This is a genomic window from Pseudomonas sp. B20 (assembly GCF_020515755.1).
Taxonomy (GTDB): domain Bacteria; phylum Pseudomonadota; class Gammaproteobacteria; order Pseudomonadales; family Pseudomonadaceae; genus Aquipseudomonas; species Aquipseudomonas syringae.
Window position 1 is genome coordinate 37,978 of the sequence record NZ_JAHPJG010000022.1, and the last position, 15,305, is coordinate 53,282.

The window sequence follows — 15,305 nt, forward strand, 5'->3', positions numbered from 1 at the left end:
AAAACTAATACGGCAACTAAGGAGTCCTACCTCGCGCCCTTGAAACAGGGAATAAACGCGACGACGGGAAACTGTTGCCCACAGAAAAGTTGGCCGAAAGCAGTAAATAAGAACGTATTTATCCTGCGCACGTGCGCAGGCAGACAGTTATTTGAAACGCAGTTGGAGAGCAATATGAACAAGCGAAAGATGATAGGCGCGCACTCGGCGCTGGCCTTGCTGGCATTGGCAGTATCCCAGGTGCACGCCGCTGACCCTACCGTACAACAAGGGCGTGAAGATCGCGCCGAAAAAGCCGCACAGAAAACCCTGGCCAAGATGACCATGGAAGAAAAGCTGGCCTACATTGGCGGCACCGGCGGCTGGGACGTCAAGCCGCTGACCAACTACGGCGTCCCGCAGATCCACGGCGCTGACGGCGGTGTGGGCGTGCGCTACACCAGCGAAGGCAACGATCAGGGTGTTGTCTACCCGTCCGGCCCTAACCTGGCCGCCACCTTCAACCCGCGTCGTGCCATCGACCTCGGCCGCGCGCTGGGTTATGACACTGCCGTCGGCGGCTACCAGTTCATCACTGGCCCCGGCGTCAACCTGTACCGCATGCCGTACGGCGGCCGTGCGTTCGAATACCTCTCCGGTGAAGACCCGTTCCTCGGCGCCAGCCTGGCACCAGGTGTCATCAACGGTATCCAGTCTCGTGGTGTATGGGCCAACGCCAAGCACTACGCGGCTAACGATCAGGAAAGCAACCGCTTCAATCTGAACCAGACAATGCCAGAGCGCGTGCTGCGCGAAATGTCGCTGCCTGCGTTCGAATCGTCGTCGAAAAACGGCAACGTGGCGATGATGATGTGCGCTTTCCAGAAAGTGAACGGTGAGTTCGCCTGCGAAAGCGAGCACCTGATCGCCCAGATCCTGAAGAAGGAATGGGGCTTCAAAGGCTTCGTACAGAGCGACTACAACGCTGTCGTTCACGGTTTCAACGCTGCCCGCGCCGGTACCGATCTGGACATGATGGGCTACCAGATGAACAGCTCCGTGCTGAAGCCGCATCTGGACGCCGGCGACCTGAGCGCTGCGACCATCGACGACAAGGTCCGTCGCATTCTCAAGCAGATCTACCTGTACAAGTTCGACAGCAAGACGCCGCTGACCACGCACAACATGAACAGCTCGACCAGCAACAAGGTTGCTCTGAACGCTGCGCGTGAAGGTATCGTACTGCTGAAAAACCAGGACAACCTGCTGCCGCTGGACAAGCAGAAAGTCAAGAAAATCGCCGTTGTCGGCACCCTGGCCAGGTACTCGCCACCGACCGGTTTCGGCAGCGCCAACGTCATGGCCAGCCATTACGTCAGCGAATTGAGCGGCCTGCAGCAAATCGCGCCTAACGCCAAGGTCGACTTCATCGAAGGCCTGTCGCTGGACCCAAGCACCAGTGCCTGGACCACCACCGACGCAACTGGCAATGAAGTCCAGGGCATGAAGGTCGAGTACTTCAGCAACACCAACTGGTCTGGTGATGCAGCGGTCACCCGTACCGAGAAGCACGTTGACCTGGACTGGGCCAACGACAAGAACCTGCCGTTCGAAAGCAACACGTCGACGTCCGATCCGTACGCCACCAAAGGTTCGACCGCTGGCCAGCTGAATGGCGATACATCGTCGACTTCGATTCGCTACACCGGCAAGGTCACCCCGACCCAGAGCGGCGAGCAGGTCTTCAAGGTACGTGCCGACGGCGCCGTACGTCTGTGGGTCAACGGCAAGAAAATCATCGACAACGGTGACGGCAAGCCGCTTCCGGGCAACAGCATTCCGCCAACCATTCCAGAGTTCGCCAAGATCAATCTGGAAGCGGGCCAGTCTTACGACGTGAAGCTCGAGTACTCGCGCCGTGCAGGCTACCTGTCGACCATGGGCGGCCTGGTAGGTGTGCAGTTGAGCTCCGCCTCGCTGAACGCTCCTCAGGACCTGTCCGGCTATGACGCCGTTGTGGTTGCCGTGGGTAACAGCAACGAATACGAAGGTGAAGGTTTCGACCACAGCTTCGATCTGCCTGAGTTTCAGAACGAGCTGATCCAGAACATCGCCAAGGTCAACCCCAATACCGTGGTGACCATGTATGGCGGTACGGGTCTGAAGATGAGCGACTGGATCGAACAGGTTCCAGCAGCGCTGCACGCCTTCTACCCGGGTCAGAACGGTGGTCAGGCCCTGGCCGAGATCCTGTTCGGCAAGGTCAACCCGTCGGGCAAGCTGCCGATCAGTATCGAACGCAACATCGAAGACAACCCGGCTTACGCTTCCTTCCCGAAATTCGACAATCAGAACACTCTGACCGACATGGATTACAAGGATGACCTGCTGCTGGGTTATCGCGGATACGAGAAGAAAGGCATCAAGCCGCTCTACCCGTTCGGTTACGGTATGTCGTACACCACGTTCGGCTACAGCAACATCAAGGTCACGCCGGGCGTCGCGGTCGGCAACACGCCGATCAAGGTGTCCTTCGACCTGAGCAACACCGGCAAGGTCGGTGGTTCGGAAGTCGCTCAGTTGTACGTGGGCCAGCAGAACCCGAAAGTCGAGCGTCCGATCAAGGAACTCAAAGGCTACAAGAAGGTGTTCCTCAAGCCGGGTGAAAGCAAGCGTGTGACCATCGAGCTGAATGACCGCTCGCTGGCCTACTTCGACGAGAAGAGCAAGCAGTGGGTGGTCGATGCCGACACCTTCAACATCTCGCTCGGTTCGTCGTCGCAGGACATCCGCCTGAACGCCAAGCTGGTCAACTCGTTCCGTCAGGAACTGTCGACCACCACCAGCAACCCGCTGCCACGCTCCGCTCTGAACTCGGTTCTGGTCGAGAAACCACCGGTCAAGACCGGCGGTGTATTCAAGCAGACCGTTGAGTAAGCATTAGCTGACTGAAGGGTAAACGGACAAATAAAGGCTCAGGGACGAGCCCTTACCGCTGCATCGACCTGCGCAATGTAGGTATCGAAACACTCGACCAGATCCACCTGATCGGGAAAGCGTAACCACTGAATCTGCAAGCCATCCATCATCGCCAGAATCTGCCGGATGATCTTGTCCAGATCCACATCCGCACGTACCTCCCCGCGCGCCACCAAGGCCGAAAACTGTCCCAGCAAGTGCGCATGAATACGCTCGTAGCGCGTCTGGAACCATTCAAAGGCAGGCTGGTTTTCCAGCAGACTTTCCGCATTGAGGATCGAAAACGCACGTACCACGCCGGGCGCCGTAGCGTTGGAGCGGTTGATCGCGCGCAAGCCGCCGAGCAGACCGGTCAGGGTGTTATCGGTGCGGACTTCGGCAGCGATTCGGCCGTTGACCTCGTCGCGTCGCTCCAGCACGCCCATCAGCAGCGAGATCTTGCTCGGAAAATGGTGCAGCAATCCGGCGACGGAAATACCGACGATGGCTGCCACTTTGGCCACTGAAGCGCCGGTATAGCCTTCAAGGGAAAACACTTGCAGGGCCGCATCGAGCAGTTCTTCGCGGCGCTTTTCGCCCTTTGGCGCGCGTCGCTGTCGGGTGACTGCCGTGCCCGTTTCCGTGGGGTCATGCCGAGTCATATCAGGCTCCTTCTTGAACAGCCGCGTACCCTAACGATTCAGGCAAGCGCTGGCAACGCTATTGAGCCAGATTGTTCGACAATTTCATCTTGTACAGCAGAGCCATGGCAGGGTCAGGTGCGCTCCACCGGAACACTGCCCCAGCCTTCGCCCAGCATGCGCTGCATCAGCACCGTATCTACCCAGCGGCCATGCTTGAAACCGACCGATTCGAACACGCCGACCCTGCGAAAGCCAAGTCGCTCATGCAGGCGCAACGACGCGATATTCTGGCTATTGCCGATAACCGCAATCATCTGCCGCCAGCCGCCCGCTTCGCAGTGCTGCACCAGGGCGCTCAACAACGCCTGGCCGATCCCCTGACCGCCGAGTCCATCACGCACGTACACGGAGTCCTCAACGGTAAAGCGGTAGCCTGGACGTGGCCGATACGGCGTGACATAGCCATAGCCGACAATTTCTCCATCGCGCTCGGCGACCATATACGGCAAGCCTTTGGCGAGGACCATGCGACGACGCTGCAGCAATTCGGCCAGGTCAGGCGGCTCCAGCTCGAAGCTGGAAATCCCGTGCAGCACGTGATCAGCGTAGATCGCCTGTACAGCGGGCATGTCATCGTCGCGGGCTTCACGCAGGTCAAAGGTTGAAGTCATGTCCGAGCTCTGTACGAATGTCTGTGAATGGCCGCAATGATGCCGCTCGCCACGACATTAAAAAAGCTATGATTTGTCATCCACAGCATAAGAAATACTTTGTCATGCGTCGGCTGAACCTAAACCATCTGCACACGTTTTCGCTGGTCATCGCCCATGGCAGTTTTTCTGCGGCGGCAGAGCGTCTGCACCTGACTCAGCCGGCGGTCAGCCTGCACGTGCGACAACTGGAAGATCAACTGAAGCTGCAACTGATAGAAAGGGTTGGCAAACGCCTCAAACCGACCTCCGCAGGCAATGTACTGCTTGAGCATATCGCGCGCATTGATGGGGTGGTCGAAGACGCCCTGCAGGCGCTGTCCAGCCATGCCAGCGGCATTGCCGGGAAAGTCGCCATCGGCACCGGCGCAACAGCCTGCATCCATCTGCTGCCGCCCATGTTGCAGGCGCTGCGTCGGCGCTTCCCCGAACTGGATGTGCGCGTCAGCACCGGCAACACCGACGGCATCCTCAAGGCGGTCGAAGAAAACCTTCTGGACCTGGCACTGGTCACCCTGCCCGCCTCCGGCCGCAGCCTGCACATCACACCGCTGCTCGAAGATGAGTTCGTGGCGATTTTCGCCAGCAGCCAGCGACCGATGCCGGCACACATGACCCCGGAGCGCCTCAGCGCACAGCCACTGGTGGTATTTGAAGCAGGCAGCAGCACGCGCCTGCTGATCGACGAATGGTTCCTGCACGCCGGGATCCGGGTAAAACCGGTCATGGAACTGGGCAGCATCGAAGCGATCAAGGAAATGGTCGCTGCAGGCCTGGGCTACAGCATCGTGCCGCGAATGGCCGTTGCTGCGCTGCACCATCGCCGCGGCTTGCAGATGCTACCCCTGGCAACAGCGCTGAGTCGCACGTTGGGAATCGCCTTGCGCCAGGACAAACCGGTCAGCAAGGCGCTGCGTCAGGTGCTGGACGCGCTGCAAGACCTCAAAAGGTCATGAAGGCGCGCCACGATAGAGGCTTGATTGCGCCCATGCACTATAAAGAGCAAAGGCACTCGGCCTGGCAAATAAGGTCGACAGTTGCACAGGCAGCGAATCAGGTTGTACGATGACTGCCCACTGTTAACTGAAAACATGATGGCTGGCCTGCTTTTAGACGCCCCATCAATGACAATCTGTAAAGCAACTCGGCAACCCATAAGGAGCGCCGGTCCGGATACTTTCCCTGCCGACCTCCAACCTCAAAACAACAGGAGATACCGATGCCTAACATTCTCGGCCAGAACTTCATCGCTGGCGGCCGCAGCGCTTTGGGCCAGAGCCTGCAAAAAAGCCTGGATGCCACCACCGGCGCAGAACTGCCTTACAGCTTTCATCAGGCCACCGACGGCGAAATCGACGCTGCGGCACTGGCTGCCAAGGCTGCATTCCCGGAATTTCGTCAGTTGAGCCCGGCCCGTCGCGCCGATTTTCTCGACGCCATTGCTGACGAGCTCGACGGGCTGGGCGATGACTTCGTCGCCATCGTCTGCCAGGAAACCGCCTTGCCCCAGGCGCGTATTCAGGGTGAGCGCGGTCGCACCAGTGGTCAGATGCGTCTGTTTTCCAAGGTTCTGCGTCGCGGTGATTTCGTCGGCGCACGGATCGACCTGACACTGCCGGATCGCAAGCCGCTGCCACGCGTCGACCTGCGCCAGTACCGCATCGGTGTGGGCCCGGTTGCCGTGTTCGGGGCAAGCAACTTCCCGCTGGCGTTTTCCACTGCGGGCGGTGATACCGCAGCAGCACTGGCCGCCGGTTGCCCGGTGGTGTTCAAGGCGCACAGCGGTCACATGGCGACTGCCGATCTGGTGGCCAGCGCCATTATTCGCGCTGCCGAGCGTACGCAGATGCCCAAAGGCGTGTTCAACATGATCTTCGGCAACGGCGTTGGCGAAGGCCTGGTCAAGCACCCGGCCATCCAGGCGGTCGGTTTCACCGGCTCGCTGAACGGTGGCAACGCGTTGTGCAAAATGGCTGCCGAGCGTCCACAACCCATTCCGGTGTTTGCCGAGATGTCCAGCATCAACCCGGTCGTGCTGCTGCCAGGCGCCTTGCAGGCACGTGGTGAAACCGTGGCCAAGGAGCTTGCCGGCTCGGTGGTCATGGGTGCCGGTCAGTTCTGCACCAACCCCGGCGTGGTCATCGGCCTGCGCTCCCCGGCGTTCTCGACATTCATCGAGCAACTGACCGAACAGATGGGCAGTCAGGCTCCGCAGACCATGCTTAACGCGGGTGGCCTGCGCAGTTACAGCAAGGGTGTGGAACACTTGCTTTCGCATCCTGGCGTGACGCATCTGGCCGGCAAGCCACAGGAAGGCAAGCAGGCTCAGGCGCAGTTGTTCAAGGCTGACGTCAGCCTGTTACTGAACGGTGATCAGTTGCTGCAAGAGGAAGTCTTCGGCCCGACCACGCTGCTGATCGAAGTCGCTGACGATGCGCAGTTGAAGGACGCGCTGCAAGCCTTGCGTGGTCAGCTGACTGCAACGGTGATCGGCGAGCCTGCGGACTTGAGCCAGTACAGCTGGCTGCAACCGATTCTCGAAGAGAAAGTCGGGCGCATTCTGTTCAACGGCTACCCGACCGGTGTCGAGGTCTGCGAGGCCATGGTTCACGGCGGCCCGTACCCGGCCACCTCGGACGCACGCGGTACTTCGGTGGGCACCCTGGCCATCGACCGCTTCCTGCGCCCGGTCTGCTATCAGAACCTGGCGGACAGCCAGTTGCCACCTGCGTTGCAGAACGCCAACCCGTTGGGCCTGCGTCGCCTGGTCAATGGCGAATGGAGTGATCAGCCTGTCGCGTAATCGCCATCGGCTGGATCCGTAACACAGCATCCGCAACACAGCAGCGCGACCTGATGAGGGTCGCGCTTTTTTTTGGAAAATATTTCTTTTTTGTGCCCGAAGTCGCTTATAGCGGACCGCTTTTGTACCCTGACGGCAGCACCATAGAAGTGCAAGACAGGGGCTGTTCATAAAATAACCACACAGCTGTAAGCCACGTGTAACAAGGGTTTCAAAAAGTTACCCACAGACATACCCACGATTTCCGTGGACAACTTTTCATCGATTTCGGACCTTAAAAACCCTGAGCAGTGCAAGCGTAAATTTTTGACGGGCGCCTGCAATCCCGGTGTGATGGCATCTGTAATGGCCCACGAGGCCGCCTGACATAACCTTATGCACGTTTGGCGGTTGATTCGACAGGCTGTCCATAGTGAGATAGACGATTTATCGAGGCTCCCCTATGCAACAGCGTTGTAAAGTGGCCGTACTCGGCCTGGGTGCCATGGGTGCAGCCACTGCCTATCAACTGGCAAAGGCTGGAGTCGATGTGATTGGCATCGACCGCTACGACCCTCCGCACACACAAGGCTCCAGTCACGGCGATACCCGCATCACGCGGCTGTCGGCCGGTGAAGGGCCGCAATACCTGCCACTGGTGCGCAGCTCACAGCGCATCTGGCGCGAACTTGAAGCATTGAGCGGCGAGTCGCTGTTCGAGCAGTGCGGTGTGCTGGTGATGACTTCAAGCGCCGCTTACGATCCAGAGGACGTCAACGACTTCACCCATCAGACCATCGCGCTGGCCCGCACGTATGGGGTGAAGCACGAGGTATTGGCGGCTGCAGCGATTCGCGAGCGCTTTCCTCAGTTCGCTCCTGTGCTGGATAGCGCCATCGGCTATTTTGAACCTGAAGGCGGATTCGTTCGGCCCGAGCGCTGCATCGCCGTACAGCTCAAGCTGGCAAGGCAACACGGCGCGCGTTTGCTGACCCACGAAACGGTCACGCAACTGCAGGCGCATGGCGATCAGGTACGAATCACCACTGACAAGGGCTCGATCATCGCCGACAAGGTCGTGGTCAGCGCGGGCATGTGGTCGGCCGATTTGCTCGGTGCACCGTTCAGCGACCTGCTGCGGGTGTGCCGGCAAAAGCTGTTCTGGTTCGAGTTGCAGCACGAGGCTGCCTTTGCTGCGCGGTCGCCAAGCTTCATCCTGATTCACGGGCCGGGCGACGCCGATGTCAATTACGGCTTCCCGCCGCTGCCCGGTGAAAACAGCATGAAGGTCGCCACTGAGCAATACCTCGAGACGTCAGCGGCTGACCGGTTGGACCGCACCATTACCGCGCGGGAAGAACAGGAAATGTTTCGCACCCAGGTGCAGGGCAGGATTGCGGGACTGACGCCAAAGGTGGTCAAGTCTTCGGTGTGCGCTTACACGGTCACTCCGGACTGCCACTTCATCATCGATGAACACCCGCACCTGAAAAACGTGACGGTAGTCTCGGCCTGTTCCGGCCACGGTTTCAAGCATTCGGCCGGGCTCGGACTGGCGCTGGCGCAACGCTGTATCGAAGGCGAGAGCGATGTGGATCTCTCGGCCTTTTCACTGCAACGCTTCGCCAGGCAGGCTTGATCAGCGCGCCACCACGAACGCCTCGTCGATGCGCGCCAGATCGGTATCACGCAAGGTGCCGGCGTAGTAATGCAGCTTGATCCAGGCCATCAAATAGTCGTAACGGGCTTTCGCCAGATCGCGACGGGTACTGTAAAGCTGCTGCTCGGCGTTGAGGGCATCCAGGCTGATGCGCTCGCCACCCAGAATGCTCTGGCGGGTCGATTCGACAAGTGCCTGCGCCGAGATCAGCGCCTTCTGATAGGCGCGCAACTTGCTCACCCCTGACGCACAGGCGTTGAACTGGCGACGCAGCTCGATCAGGGTTTCGCGGGTCTTGCCCTCCAGCTCGTATTCAGCCTGCTCGCGCTTGCTGTTGGCCTGGCGCACCGAGGCGCTGGTGCCCCCTCCGGCGTACAGCGGAAGACTGAGCTCGATGCCTATCGTGTTGGTGTCGTAACGCTGATTGTAGGTGTTGCCGCTGTCCGATTCGTTCTGACGAATACTTGCGTAGGCATTCACCGTCGGCAGATGCCCCGCGCGATTGCGCTCCACCTCGTATCGCGCCACTTCCAGGGACTGACGCTGCGAGGCCAGGATCGGGCTGTTGGCCATGGCCAGCGCATGCCACTCAGTAAAGCTGGACGGTGCGAGAACCAACGCCTGAAAGCTGTCCCTCAAGGGCTCCAGCTGCGCGACATCGATACTCGGCTCGCCCAGCAACGCCGCCAGTTCGCGCAAGGCCGCGTCCTGCTCATCGCTGGCTTCGATCTGCTCGGCAATCGCCAGTTCGTTGCGCGACTCCGCTTCGAGAATATCGGTGCGCGTGCCCTCTCCCCGCTCGAACATCTGCCGGTTCTGCGCGAACTGGCGTTCGAACGCCTGCTGCTTGGCACGCGCGATATTGATCTGGTCCTGGGCGAAGAGCGCCTGGGTGTACAGGGTCAACACCCGCACCAGTAACTCCTGGCTCTTGCTGCGAAAGGTCTCGTCGGCAAACAGCGCCTGGGCCAGTCCCTTGCGGTAATTAGCGTACGCCTCGTAATCGATCAATGGCTGCTGAACCGTCAGGCTCGAACCAAAGCTGTTGTAGTGGCGATGGTCAGTGGTGTCTTGAGCGCTGCCTTTGAGGGTCGCCTTGGAATCGTTGCGCCCCTTGTTGTAGCTGTATGACACGCGGGGCAACAAGCCGGCACGACCGATCACCCGGTTTTCCAGGCCCGCGTCGCGCTCCTTCAGCGCGCCCAGATAAACCGGGTCATTGCGAAGCGCCAGTTCATAGACTTGAAACGGCCCCATGGCCTGGCTCAAGGGTGCAGTGCCCAGCAGAATGGCCGTCAGCAAAGCGGCTTTAAGGGGATGGCGAAACATCCTATTCCTCCGTCAACGCGGAGCCGGCACGGTCCAGCAAAGGTTTGAACAGATAATTGAGCAGCGAGCGCTCACCCGTGCGCACGAACATTTCAGCGGGCATGCCGGGTTTGATCACCAGCCCGTTGAGTTTTTCCAGCGCCGCATCGCCCACCGAGGTGCGCAGCACGTAATACGGCTGGCCGGTTTTTTCATCCTGCATCTGGTCGGCGGAAATCAGGCTCACCTCACCGGAAACCCGCGGCGTGCGGCTTTGATTGAAGGCGGTAAAGAGGATGTCGACCGGTAGATGGCTGGCGACCTTGTCGATCAGTTGCACTGGCAGCCGCCCTTCAACTTCAAGCCGTGTGCCTTGTGGGACGATTTCCAGCAGGGTTTCGCCGGCACGCACCACCGCACCTTCGGTGTGCACGCCCAGATTGACGGCGATGCCATCCGCCGGCGCCAGGATGGCGCTGTGTTGCAGACTGAAACCGGCCGAGGCCAGTTGCTGCTCAAGGGTAAGCGCCTTGACCTGGGCATCGGCCCATTGGCTGCGCACTTCTTTCTGGTACTCCTCGCGCTGCTGCTGAAGGCGCAAGCGCGACTCGACGATACCTTGCTCTATACGTCCGGTTTCGCCTGCGTTTTGCGCCAGGCTCTGCTGCACCTGAGAAAGCTGACGCTGGAACTCCAGCAGGCGATTGCCGGGAATGAACCCGTTCTGCGCCAGCGGCTCCAGGTTACTCAGTTGCTTGCGTAGCGAGTCAGCCTGAGCCAGCAGGTCCGAACGGGCCCGGCGCATACCGGCGAGTTGCAGTCCAGCCCCCTCGATGCTCGCCTGCAAGCCGGACTGCTCGCGCGCCAGGGCCTGGCGTCGGCTGCTGAACAACTGCCGCTGACCTTCAAGCACCAGGGCCAGCCGAGGGTCGGGATCTTGCCCCTGCCCGGCGGCAATCAGCTCTGCGGGAAAGCGCACCTCGTCAAGGTTGTCGCGCTCGCTCTGCCAGCGCGCCAGGCTGGCCCAGGCCATTCGATACTGGGCTCGCAACGATTGCACGTCAGCTTCGACCTGAGTCTGATCAAGGCGAAACAGCGGTTCGCCCTCTTTCACCAATTGGCCTTCACTGACCAGAATTTTGCTGACCACGCCGCCATCCAGCGACTGCACGGCCTTGCGTTTGCCAGACACCACCACCGTCCCCTGCACGGCAATGCCCTGATCCAGAGGGGCAAGACTGGCCCACAGAAAGAAGCTGCCCGCCCCCGCCAGCATGAGAATCCAGCCGGCGCGAACGAAGAACTGCACGCCGCGCTCCTTGCCCGGCACGGCGTAATGAGTGTCGATAGGGCTGTTCATACGTCGGACTGCCTGTTCTGCGTGCCGTACTGACGGCTCATGGAAAGCCCGGCAGGTGCAGGGCGAGATTGCGATTGAGGCTGCGCTTGCGCTGCTTGCGCGGACGATGGCTGCCCGGACAAGGCCTGCAACACCTGAGCCGTGGCACCGAATGCCTGCATGCGACCTTCGCTCAGCACCAGCAGACGATCGGTCTGGTTCAACGACTGCGTGCGGTGGGTGACGAGCACAACGGTACAGCCGCGGGTCTTGAGTTCAGCAATCGCCTGAGTCAGCGCCGCTTCACCCGCGGCATCCAGATTGGAATTGGGCTCATCGAGCACCACCAGTCGCGGATCGCCATACAGCGCACGGGCCAGCGCGACGCGCTGTTTCTGACCGCCGGACAAGCCAGCGCCATCATCGCCCAGCCGCGTGTCGTAGCCTTGCGGCAGGCGTAGAATCAATTCGTGCACGCCCGCCAGTTGTGCGGCAGCGACCACGGCGCTCGCGTCGCCCTCGCGAAAGCGCGCGATGTTTTCTGCCACGCTGCCACCGAACAGCTCGATGTCCTGCGGCAGATAACCAATATAGGGACCCAGCGCCTCTCGGTCCCAGCGATGCATGTCGGCCCCGTCCAGACGTACCGTCCCGCCCAGCGCCGGCCAGACACCAACCAGCACGCGTGCCAGGGTCGACTTGCCGGAACCGGATGCACCCAGCACGCCAAGCACTTCACCGGCCTGCAACTGGAAGCTGACTTGCTGAATCGTCGGCGACGTTTTGCCTGGAGGCGCCGCGCTGACCTGTTCGGCGCTGATCTGACCGCGCGGTGCCGGCAGCGGCATGCGCGGCGCGGGCTCGGCGTAGGTCTTGAGTAACTGGTCAAGGCGCCCGTAGGCCAGGCGTGCAGAGCTCCATTGTTTCCAGACGGCGATCAACTGGTCGATGGGGCTGAGAACCCGACCCATGAGGATCGAGCCGGCGATCATCATGCCTGCGGTCATGTCTCCATTTATCACCAGCAGTGCGCCCAGGCCCAGCACCAGCGACTGCAGGCACAGACGCAGGGCCTTGCTGATCGAACTGATCACCGCTCCCGTATCACTGGCCCGGTTTTGCAGGGCCAGAAAGCGCCCGTGCACATGGAACCAGCGGCGCCGCAAGACCTCGAGCATGCCCATTGCCTGGATCGCCTCGGCCTGTTGCAGGTGCCGGGTCGCCAATTGCGCAGACTGCTGCGAGTAGCCGCTGGCTTCGGCCAGCGGTTTGCGGGTCAGCCATTCGTTGAGACAGGCCAGTCCGACCAGCAATACCGTCCCCACACTGGCCAGCACGCCTAGCCAGGGGTCGAAAAGAAAGATTACCGCCAGGTAGATGGGAAACCACGGGGCGTCAAAGAACGCGAACAGCGCCGGCCCGGTGAGGAACTGGCGGATGAAGGTCAGGTCACCCAGCGCCTGTCCAGCCTGACGCTGTCCGGCGTGCAGGTTGCTCTCGAACGCAGCCTGATAGACGCGCAGATTGAAACGCTTCTCCAGCTCGCTGCCGATGCGGATCACCACAAAGCTGCGGATCATCTCCAGCAAGCCGATAAACGCGAAGAACCCGACCACCATCAGCGTCAGCATGGCCAGAGTAGTCTGGTTCTGTGAGGTCAGTACGCGGTCATAGACTTGCAGCATGTAAATCGATGGGGCGAGCATCAGCACGTTGATCAGCGCGGTAAAGCAACCGACACCAATCAACGCGCTCTTGTAGTCAGCCAGCGCTTTATAAAGCGGCGGCCGGGCGCTTTGGGGCAACGCACTCATGGTTGTTCCTTGATGGTCTTGCCTATGACGGAGTGACATCCCTGAGTTTTGACAAACAACTCGCGTAGGTCCGTGAAACGCTTAATCGGCGAGCCGTCCAAGGACCAGCACTTCACCGCCGGGCAGACGCGCCTGATAGATCTGCTCCCCCATGTTATTGAGGTGAATCAGGCGATTGCCTTCCTTGTCGGTGAACGCCAGGCCATCCGGAGTCGGAAACCAGCCAGTGGGTGCTTCGTGCAACCACTTCACTGCGCAGGCGAGATCGCCCGTCAGTTGCGGTACATCGGTATTGAGGTGCAGTTCACAGACTTCGCTCGTCTTTCCCTGAAGAGAAAGTCGCCACTTGCCGCTGAGCTCAGCAGGATCGGGCAGTTTCAAACTCATGGCCATGCTTACTCCAGAAATACCCACCAGCAACGCAACGGCCGCTGGCACGATTCGAAAAACGTGATTGATCTTCATAACGGGGTACTTTCCAGATCATGGACGACCGCAGGGTCGTCCATGATTGTTACAGATTAAACCACGATATCAGTAGCCAACGCTTGACCAACGGTCCCCACGAGGAAGTCCCCCAAACCCTGTCCGGTGAAGTCGATCGCCAGACTGCCCAGATTGCTGCTCTGGTTATAGTTGAGGATCGCCTCGCCAGCGTGGCCGCTGAATGCGTTGACGAACTGCAGCGCGCTCAGCGTGGAAATGGCCGATACGTCGATTTTGTCCTGACCGCTGACGAAATCACGAATCGTATCCTGGCCTGCACGGTTGGAGTCGGAGCTGGCGCCAAACACGAAGATGTCGGCACCCGCACCACCGGTCAGGCTGTCGGCGCCGCCACCCCCGTAGATGATGTCGTTGCCGGCACCACCCTTGAGGTCGTTGGCGGCAGCATTGCCGATCAACAGGTCATTGCCCGAACCGCCCACCGCGTTTTCAACCACCACACCCTTGGCGATCGAAACGTTGCCCACCATGCCACCGACATCCGAGAACGACGCGGCATTGAGGTTGATCTTCTGGTTCTGGGTGAAGCCGGAGAAGTCGAGGGTATCCTTGCCCCCGCCATCCCACACCGAGAACACCACCTTGGAGGAGGCGGACGTGGCGCTGTAGAAATCGCGCCCGGCAGTGGAGTTGAACCCATAGACCGTATCACCGGCACGGGTGCTCATGTTCGCGCCATAGAGCTGCTGAACGGCAGTGATGTCATCCAGCAACGGCGCCGAAGAGTACGACGGAGCGCCGCCCTTGACGAAGTTCTGGTCAGTGTTGGACTCACTCCAGTAACTCATGACGCTATAGCCACGGGTGTCTTCTGCGTAGGTGGCGTCCTTGTAGCTCGGATTGCCCTCGCCCGCGTTGTAGTCACCCGGGTGAGACAGGCCCAGGGTATGGCCGATTTCATGGGTCAGGGTCTGACGACCGTAATTGCCATTGTCCGGGGTGGTGTTGACCTTGTAGCTGTTATCGACAAGGTACCAGGACTGGCCGTCAGTACGGCTGTTGCCGCTAGGCAGGTAGGCAAAAGCTGCCCCGCCTGCGCTGCCGTTGCTGTAGTTGCCGAAGGTCATATGCCCGTCGCCGCCGGAAGCAGCCTGGGTAAAGCTGACCTTGGCAACGTCTGCCCAGGATTGCATCGACAATACCGCCTGTGCTTTCTGCTGCGCGTTGAACGCACTGAAAGTCCCCAGCGAATTGTCGAACCCGGCAGGCTTGGCCGTTAGGAAGGTGTAAGTGAGGTTGATGGTGCCGTTGCCATCGCGATCCGTCCAGGCGGCGTCGTCGCGAAGAATATAATCAGCGGCCTGATCGACCGAATACGAGGGCTTGCCATTGATCGTGAGGTTGCCGCCACGGTCATACTGGTGCGCGAACGCATTGATCTGGTCGAAAGAGGTGCTGGTAGCAGCGGAAAGTTGGATTGCAGCATTTTCTTTGACTTTCGTCATGACACTTCCTTGTTTGCTGATTGATTGACAGGTTAGGTACGACAAGACTCTCCCCTGTAGCGAGAGAGTCCAGTCACTCGCCTTGTGAAGCGTGAAATCGTGTTGCGTAACAAAACTGACACATCTTGAAATCTTGTGTCCAGCGCTGTTCGATGATGT

General features: G+C 60.0%; 11 protein-coding genes. 4 read left to right on the top strand and 7 right to left on the bottom strand.

From position 1 onward, the window contains the following. The first annotated feature begins 174 nt into the window (after positions 1 to 174). Complete coding sequence (locus LIX91_RS20485) at positions 175 to 2,916, top strand: beta-glucosidase (protein ID WP_226489049.1); 2,742 nt, start codon at positions 175 to 177, stop codon at positions 2,914 to 2,916. Positions 2,917 to 2,954: 38 nt separating this feature from the next. Here LIX91_RS20485 and LIX91_RS20490 read toward each other — a convergent pair whose 3' ends face one another. Continuing rightward, the gene (locus tag LIX91_RS20490) at positions 2,955 to 3,599 is read right to left on the bottom strand and encodes a TetR/AcrR family transcriptional regulator (RefSeq protein ID WP_003417568.1); all 645 of its coding nucleotides are present in this window, start codon (positions 3,597 to 3,599) and stop codon (positions 2,955 to 2,957) included. A 113-nt stretch (positions 3,600 to 3,712) separates the two neighbouring features. Further along, on the bottom strand, positions 3,713 to 4,252 hold the full coding sequence (locus tag LIX91_RS20495) for a GNAT family N-acetyltransferase (protein WP_100072903.1): 540 nt from the start codon (positions 4,250 to 4,252) through the stop codon (positions 3,713 to 3,715). Positions 4,253 to 4,356: 104 nt separating this feature from the next. Between LIX91_RS20495 and LIX91_RS20500 the strand changes: the two genes are divergently transcribed. The 3 genes from LIX91_RS20500 to solA all read left to right on the top strand — a co-directional run bounded on the left by LIX91_RS20500 (position 4,357) and on the right by solA (position 8,712). Beyond that, positions 4,357 to 5,247, top strand: a complete 891-nt coding sequence (locus tag LIX91_RS20500; protein ID WP_032702967.1) for a LysR family transcriptional regulator — start codon at positions 4,357 to 4,359, stop codon at positions 5,245 to 5,247. 263 nt (positions 5,248 to 5,510) lie between these two features. Continuing rightward, positions 5,511 to 7,094, top strand: coding sequence for an aldehyde dehydrogenase (NADP(+)) (locus LIX91_RS20505; protein WP_226489050.1), 1,584 nt, complete (start codon positions 5,511 to 5,513; stop codon positions 7,092 to 7,094). A gap of 442 nt (positions 7,095 to 7,536) precedes the next feature. Further along, positions 7,537 to 8,712: an N-methyl-L-tryptophan oxidase gene (solA, locus tag LIX91_RS20510; protein WP_100072900.1), complete on the top strand. Its 1,176-nt coding sequence runs from the start codon at positions 7,537 to 7,539 to the stop codon at positions 8,710 to 8,712. Here the strand turns inward: solA and LIX91_RS20515 are convergent, their stop codons facing one another. The 5 genes from LIX91_RS20515 to LIX91_RS20535 form a co-directional block, all read right to left on the bottom strand. Further along, positions 8,713 to 10,062: a TolC family outer membrane protein gene (locus tag LIX91_RS20515; protein ID WP_003417572.1), complete on the bottom strand. Its 1,350-nt coding sequence runs from the start codon at positions 10,060 to 10,062 to the stop codon at positions 8,713 to 8,715. A gap of 1 nt (position 10,063) precedes the next feature. After that, positions 10,064 to 11,401: an HlyD family type I secretion periplasmic adaptor subunit gene (locus LIX91_RS20520; RefSeq protein ID WP_003371807.1), complete on the bottom strand. Its 1,338-nt coding sequence runs from the start codon at positions 11,399 to 11,401 to the stop codon at positions 10,064 to 10,066. Continuing rightward, a complete protein-coding gene (locus LIX91_RS20525; RefSeq protein WP_103695547.1) occupies positions 11,398 to 13,194 on the bottom strand; it encodes a type I secretion system permease/ATPase in 1,797 nt (598 codons plus the stop codon). Before LIX91_RS20525 ends, LIX91_RS20520 begins: the two co-directional genes overlap by 4 nt. 81 nt (positions 13,195 to 13,275) lie before the next feature. Beyond that, entirely contained in the window at positions 13,276 to 13,659 is a 384-nt protein-coding gene (locus LIX91_RS20530) for a protease inhibitor Inh/omp19 family protein (RefSeq protein ID WP_103695546.1), read from the bottom strand. A gap of 56 nt (positions 13,660 to 13,715) precedes the next feature. Beyond that, positions 13,716 to 15,146: a serralysin family metalloprotease gene (locus LIX91_RS20535; protein WP_024961195.1), complete on the bottom strand. Its 1,431-nt coding sequence runs from the start codon at positions 15,144 to 15,146 to the stop codon at positions 13,716 to 13,718. Positions 15,147 to 15,305 lie beyond the last annotated feature (159 nt).

What these genes read in the sequence shown, in the direction of transcription:
- LIX91_RS20535 (WP_024961195.1), bottom strand. Translation starts at nt 15,146, where the DNA reads ATGACGAAAGTCAAAGAAAATGCTGCAATCCAACTTTCCGCTGCTACC.
- LIX91_RS20530 (WP_103695546.1), bottom strand. Translation starts at nt 13,659, where the DNA reads ATGAAGATCAATCACGTTTTTCGAATCGTGCCAGCGGCCGTTGCGTTG.
- LIX91_RS20495 (WP_100072903.1), bottom strand. Translation starts at nt 4,252, where the DNA reads ATGACTTCAACCTTTGACCTGCGTGAAGCCCGCGACGATGACATGCCC.
- LIX91_RS20490 (WP_003417568.1), bottom strand. Translation starts at nt 3,599, where the DNA reads ATGACTCGGCATGACCCCACGGAAACGGGCACGGCAGTCACCCGACAG.
- LIX91_RS20525 (WP_103695547.1), bottom strand. Translation starts at nt 13,194, where the DNA reads ATGAGTGCGTTGCCCCAAAGCGCCCGGCCGCCGCTTTATAAAGCGCTG.
- solA (WP_100072900.1), top strand. Translation starts at nt 7,537, where the DNA reads ATGCAACAGCGTTGTAAAGTGGCCGTACTCGGCCTGGGTGCCATGGGT.
- LIX91_RS20485 (WP_226489049.1), top strand. Translation starts at nt 175, where the DNA reads ATGAACAAGCGAAAGATGATAGGCGCGCACTCGGCGCTGGCCTTGCTG.
- LIX91_RS20520 (WP_003371807.1), bottom strand. Translation starts at nt 11,401, where the DNA reads ATGAACAGCCCTATCGACACTCATTACGCCGTGCCGGGCAAGGAGCGC.
- LIX91_RS20500 (WP_032702967.1), top strand. Translation starts at nt 4,357, where the DNA reads ATGCGTCGGCTGAACCTAAACCATCTGCACACGTTTTCGCTGGTCATC.
- LIX91_RS20505 (WP_226489050.1), top strand. Translation starts at nt 5,511, where the DNA reads ATGCCTAACATTCTCGGCCAGAACTTCATCGCTGGCGGCCGCAGCGCT.
- LIX91_RS20515 (WP_003417572.1), bottom strand. Translation starts at nt 10,062, where the DNA reads ATGTTTCGCCATCCCCTTAAAGCCGCTTTGCTGACGGCCATTCTGCTG.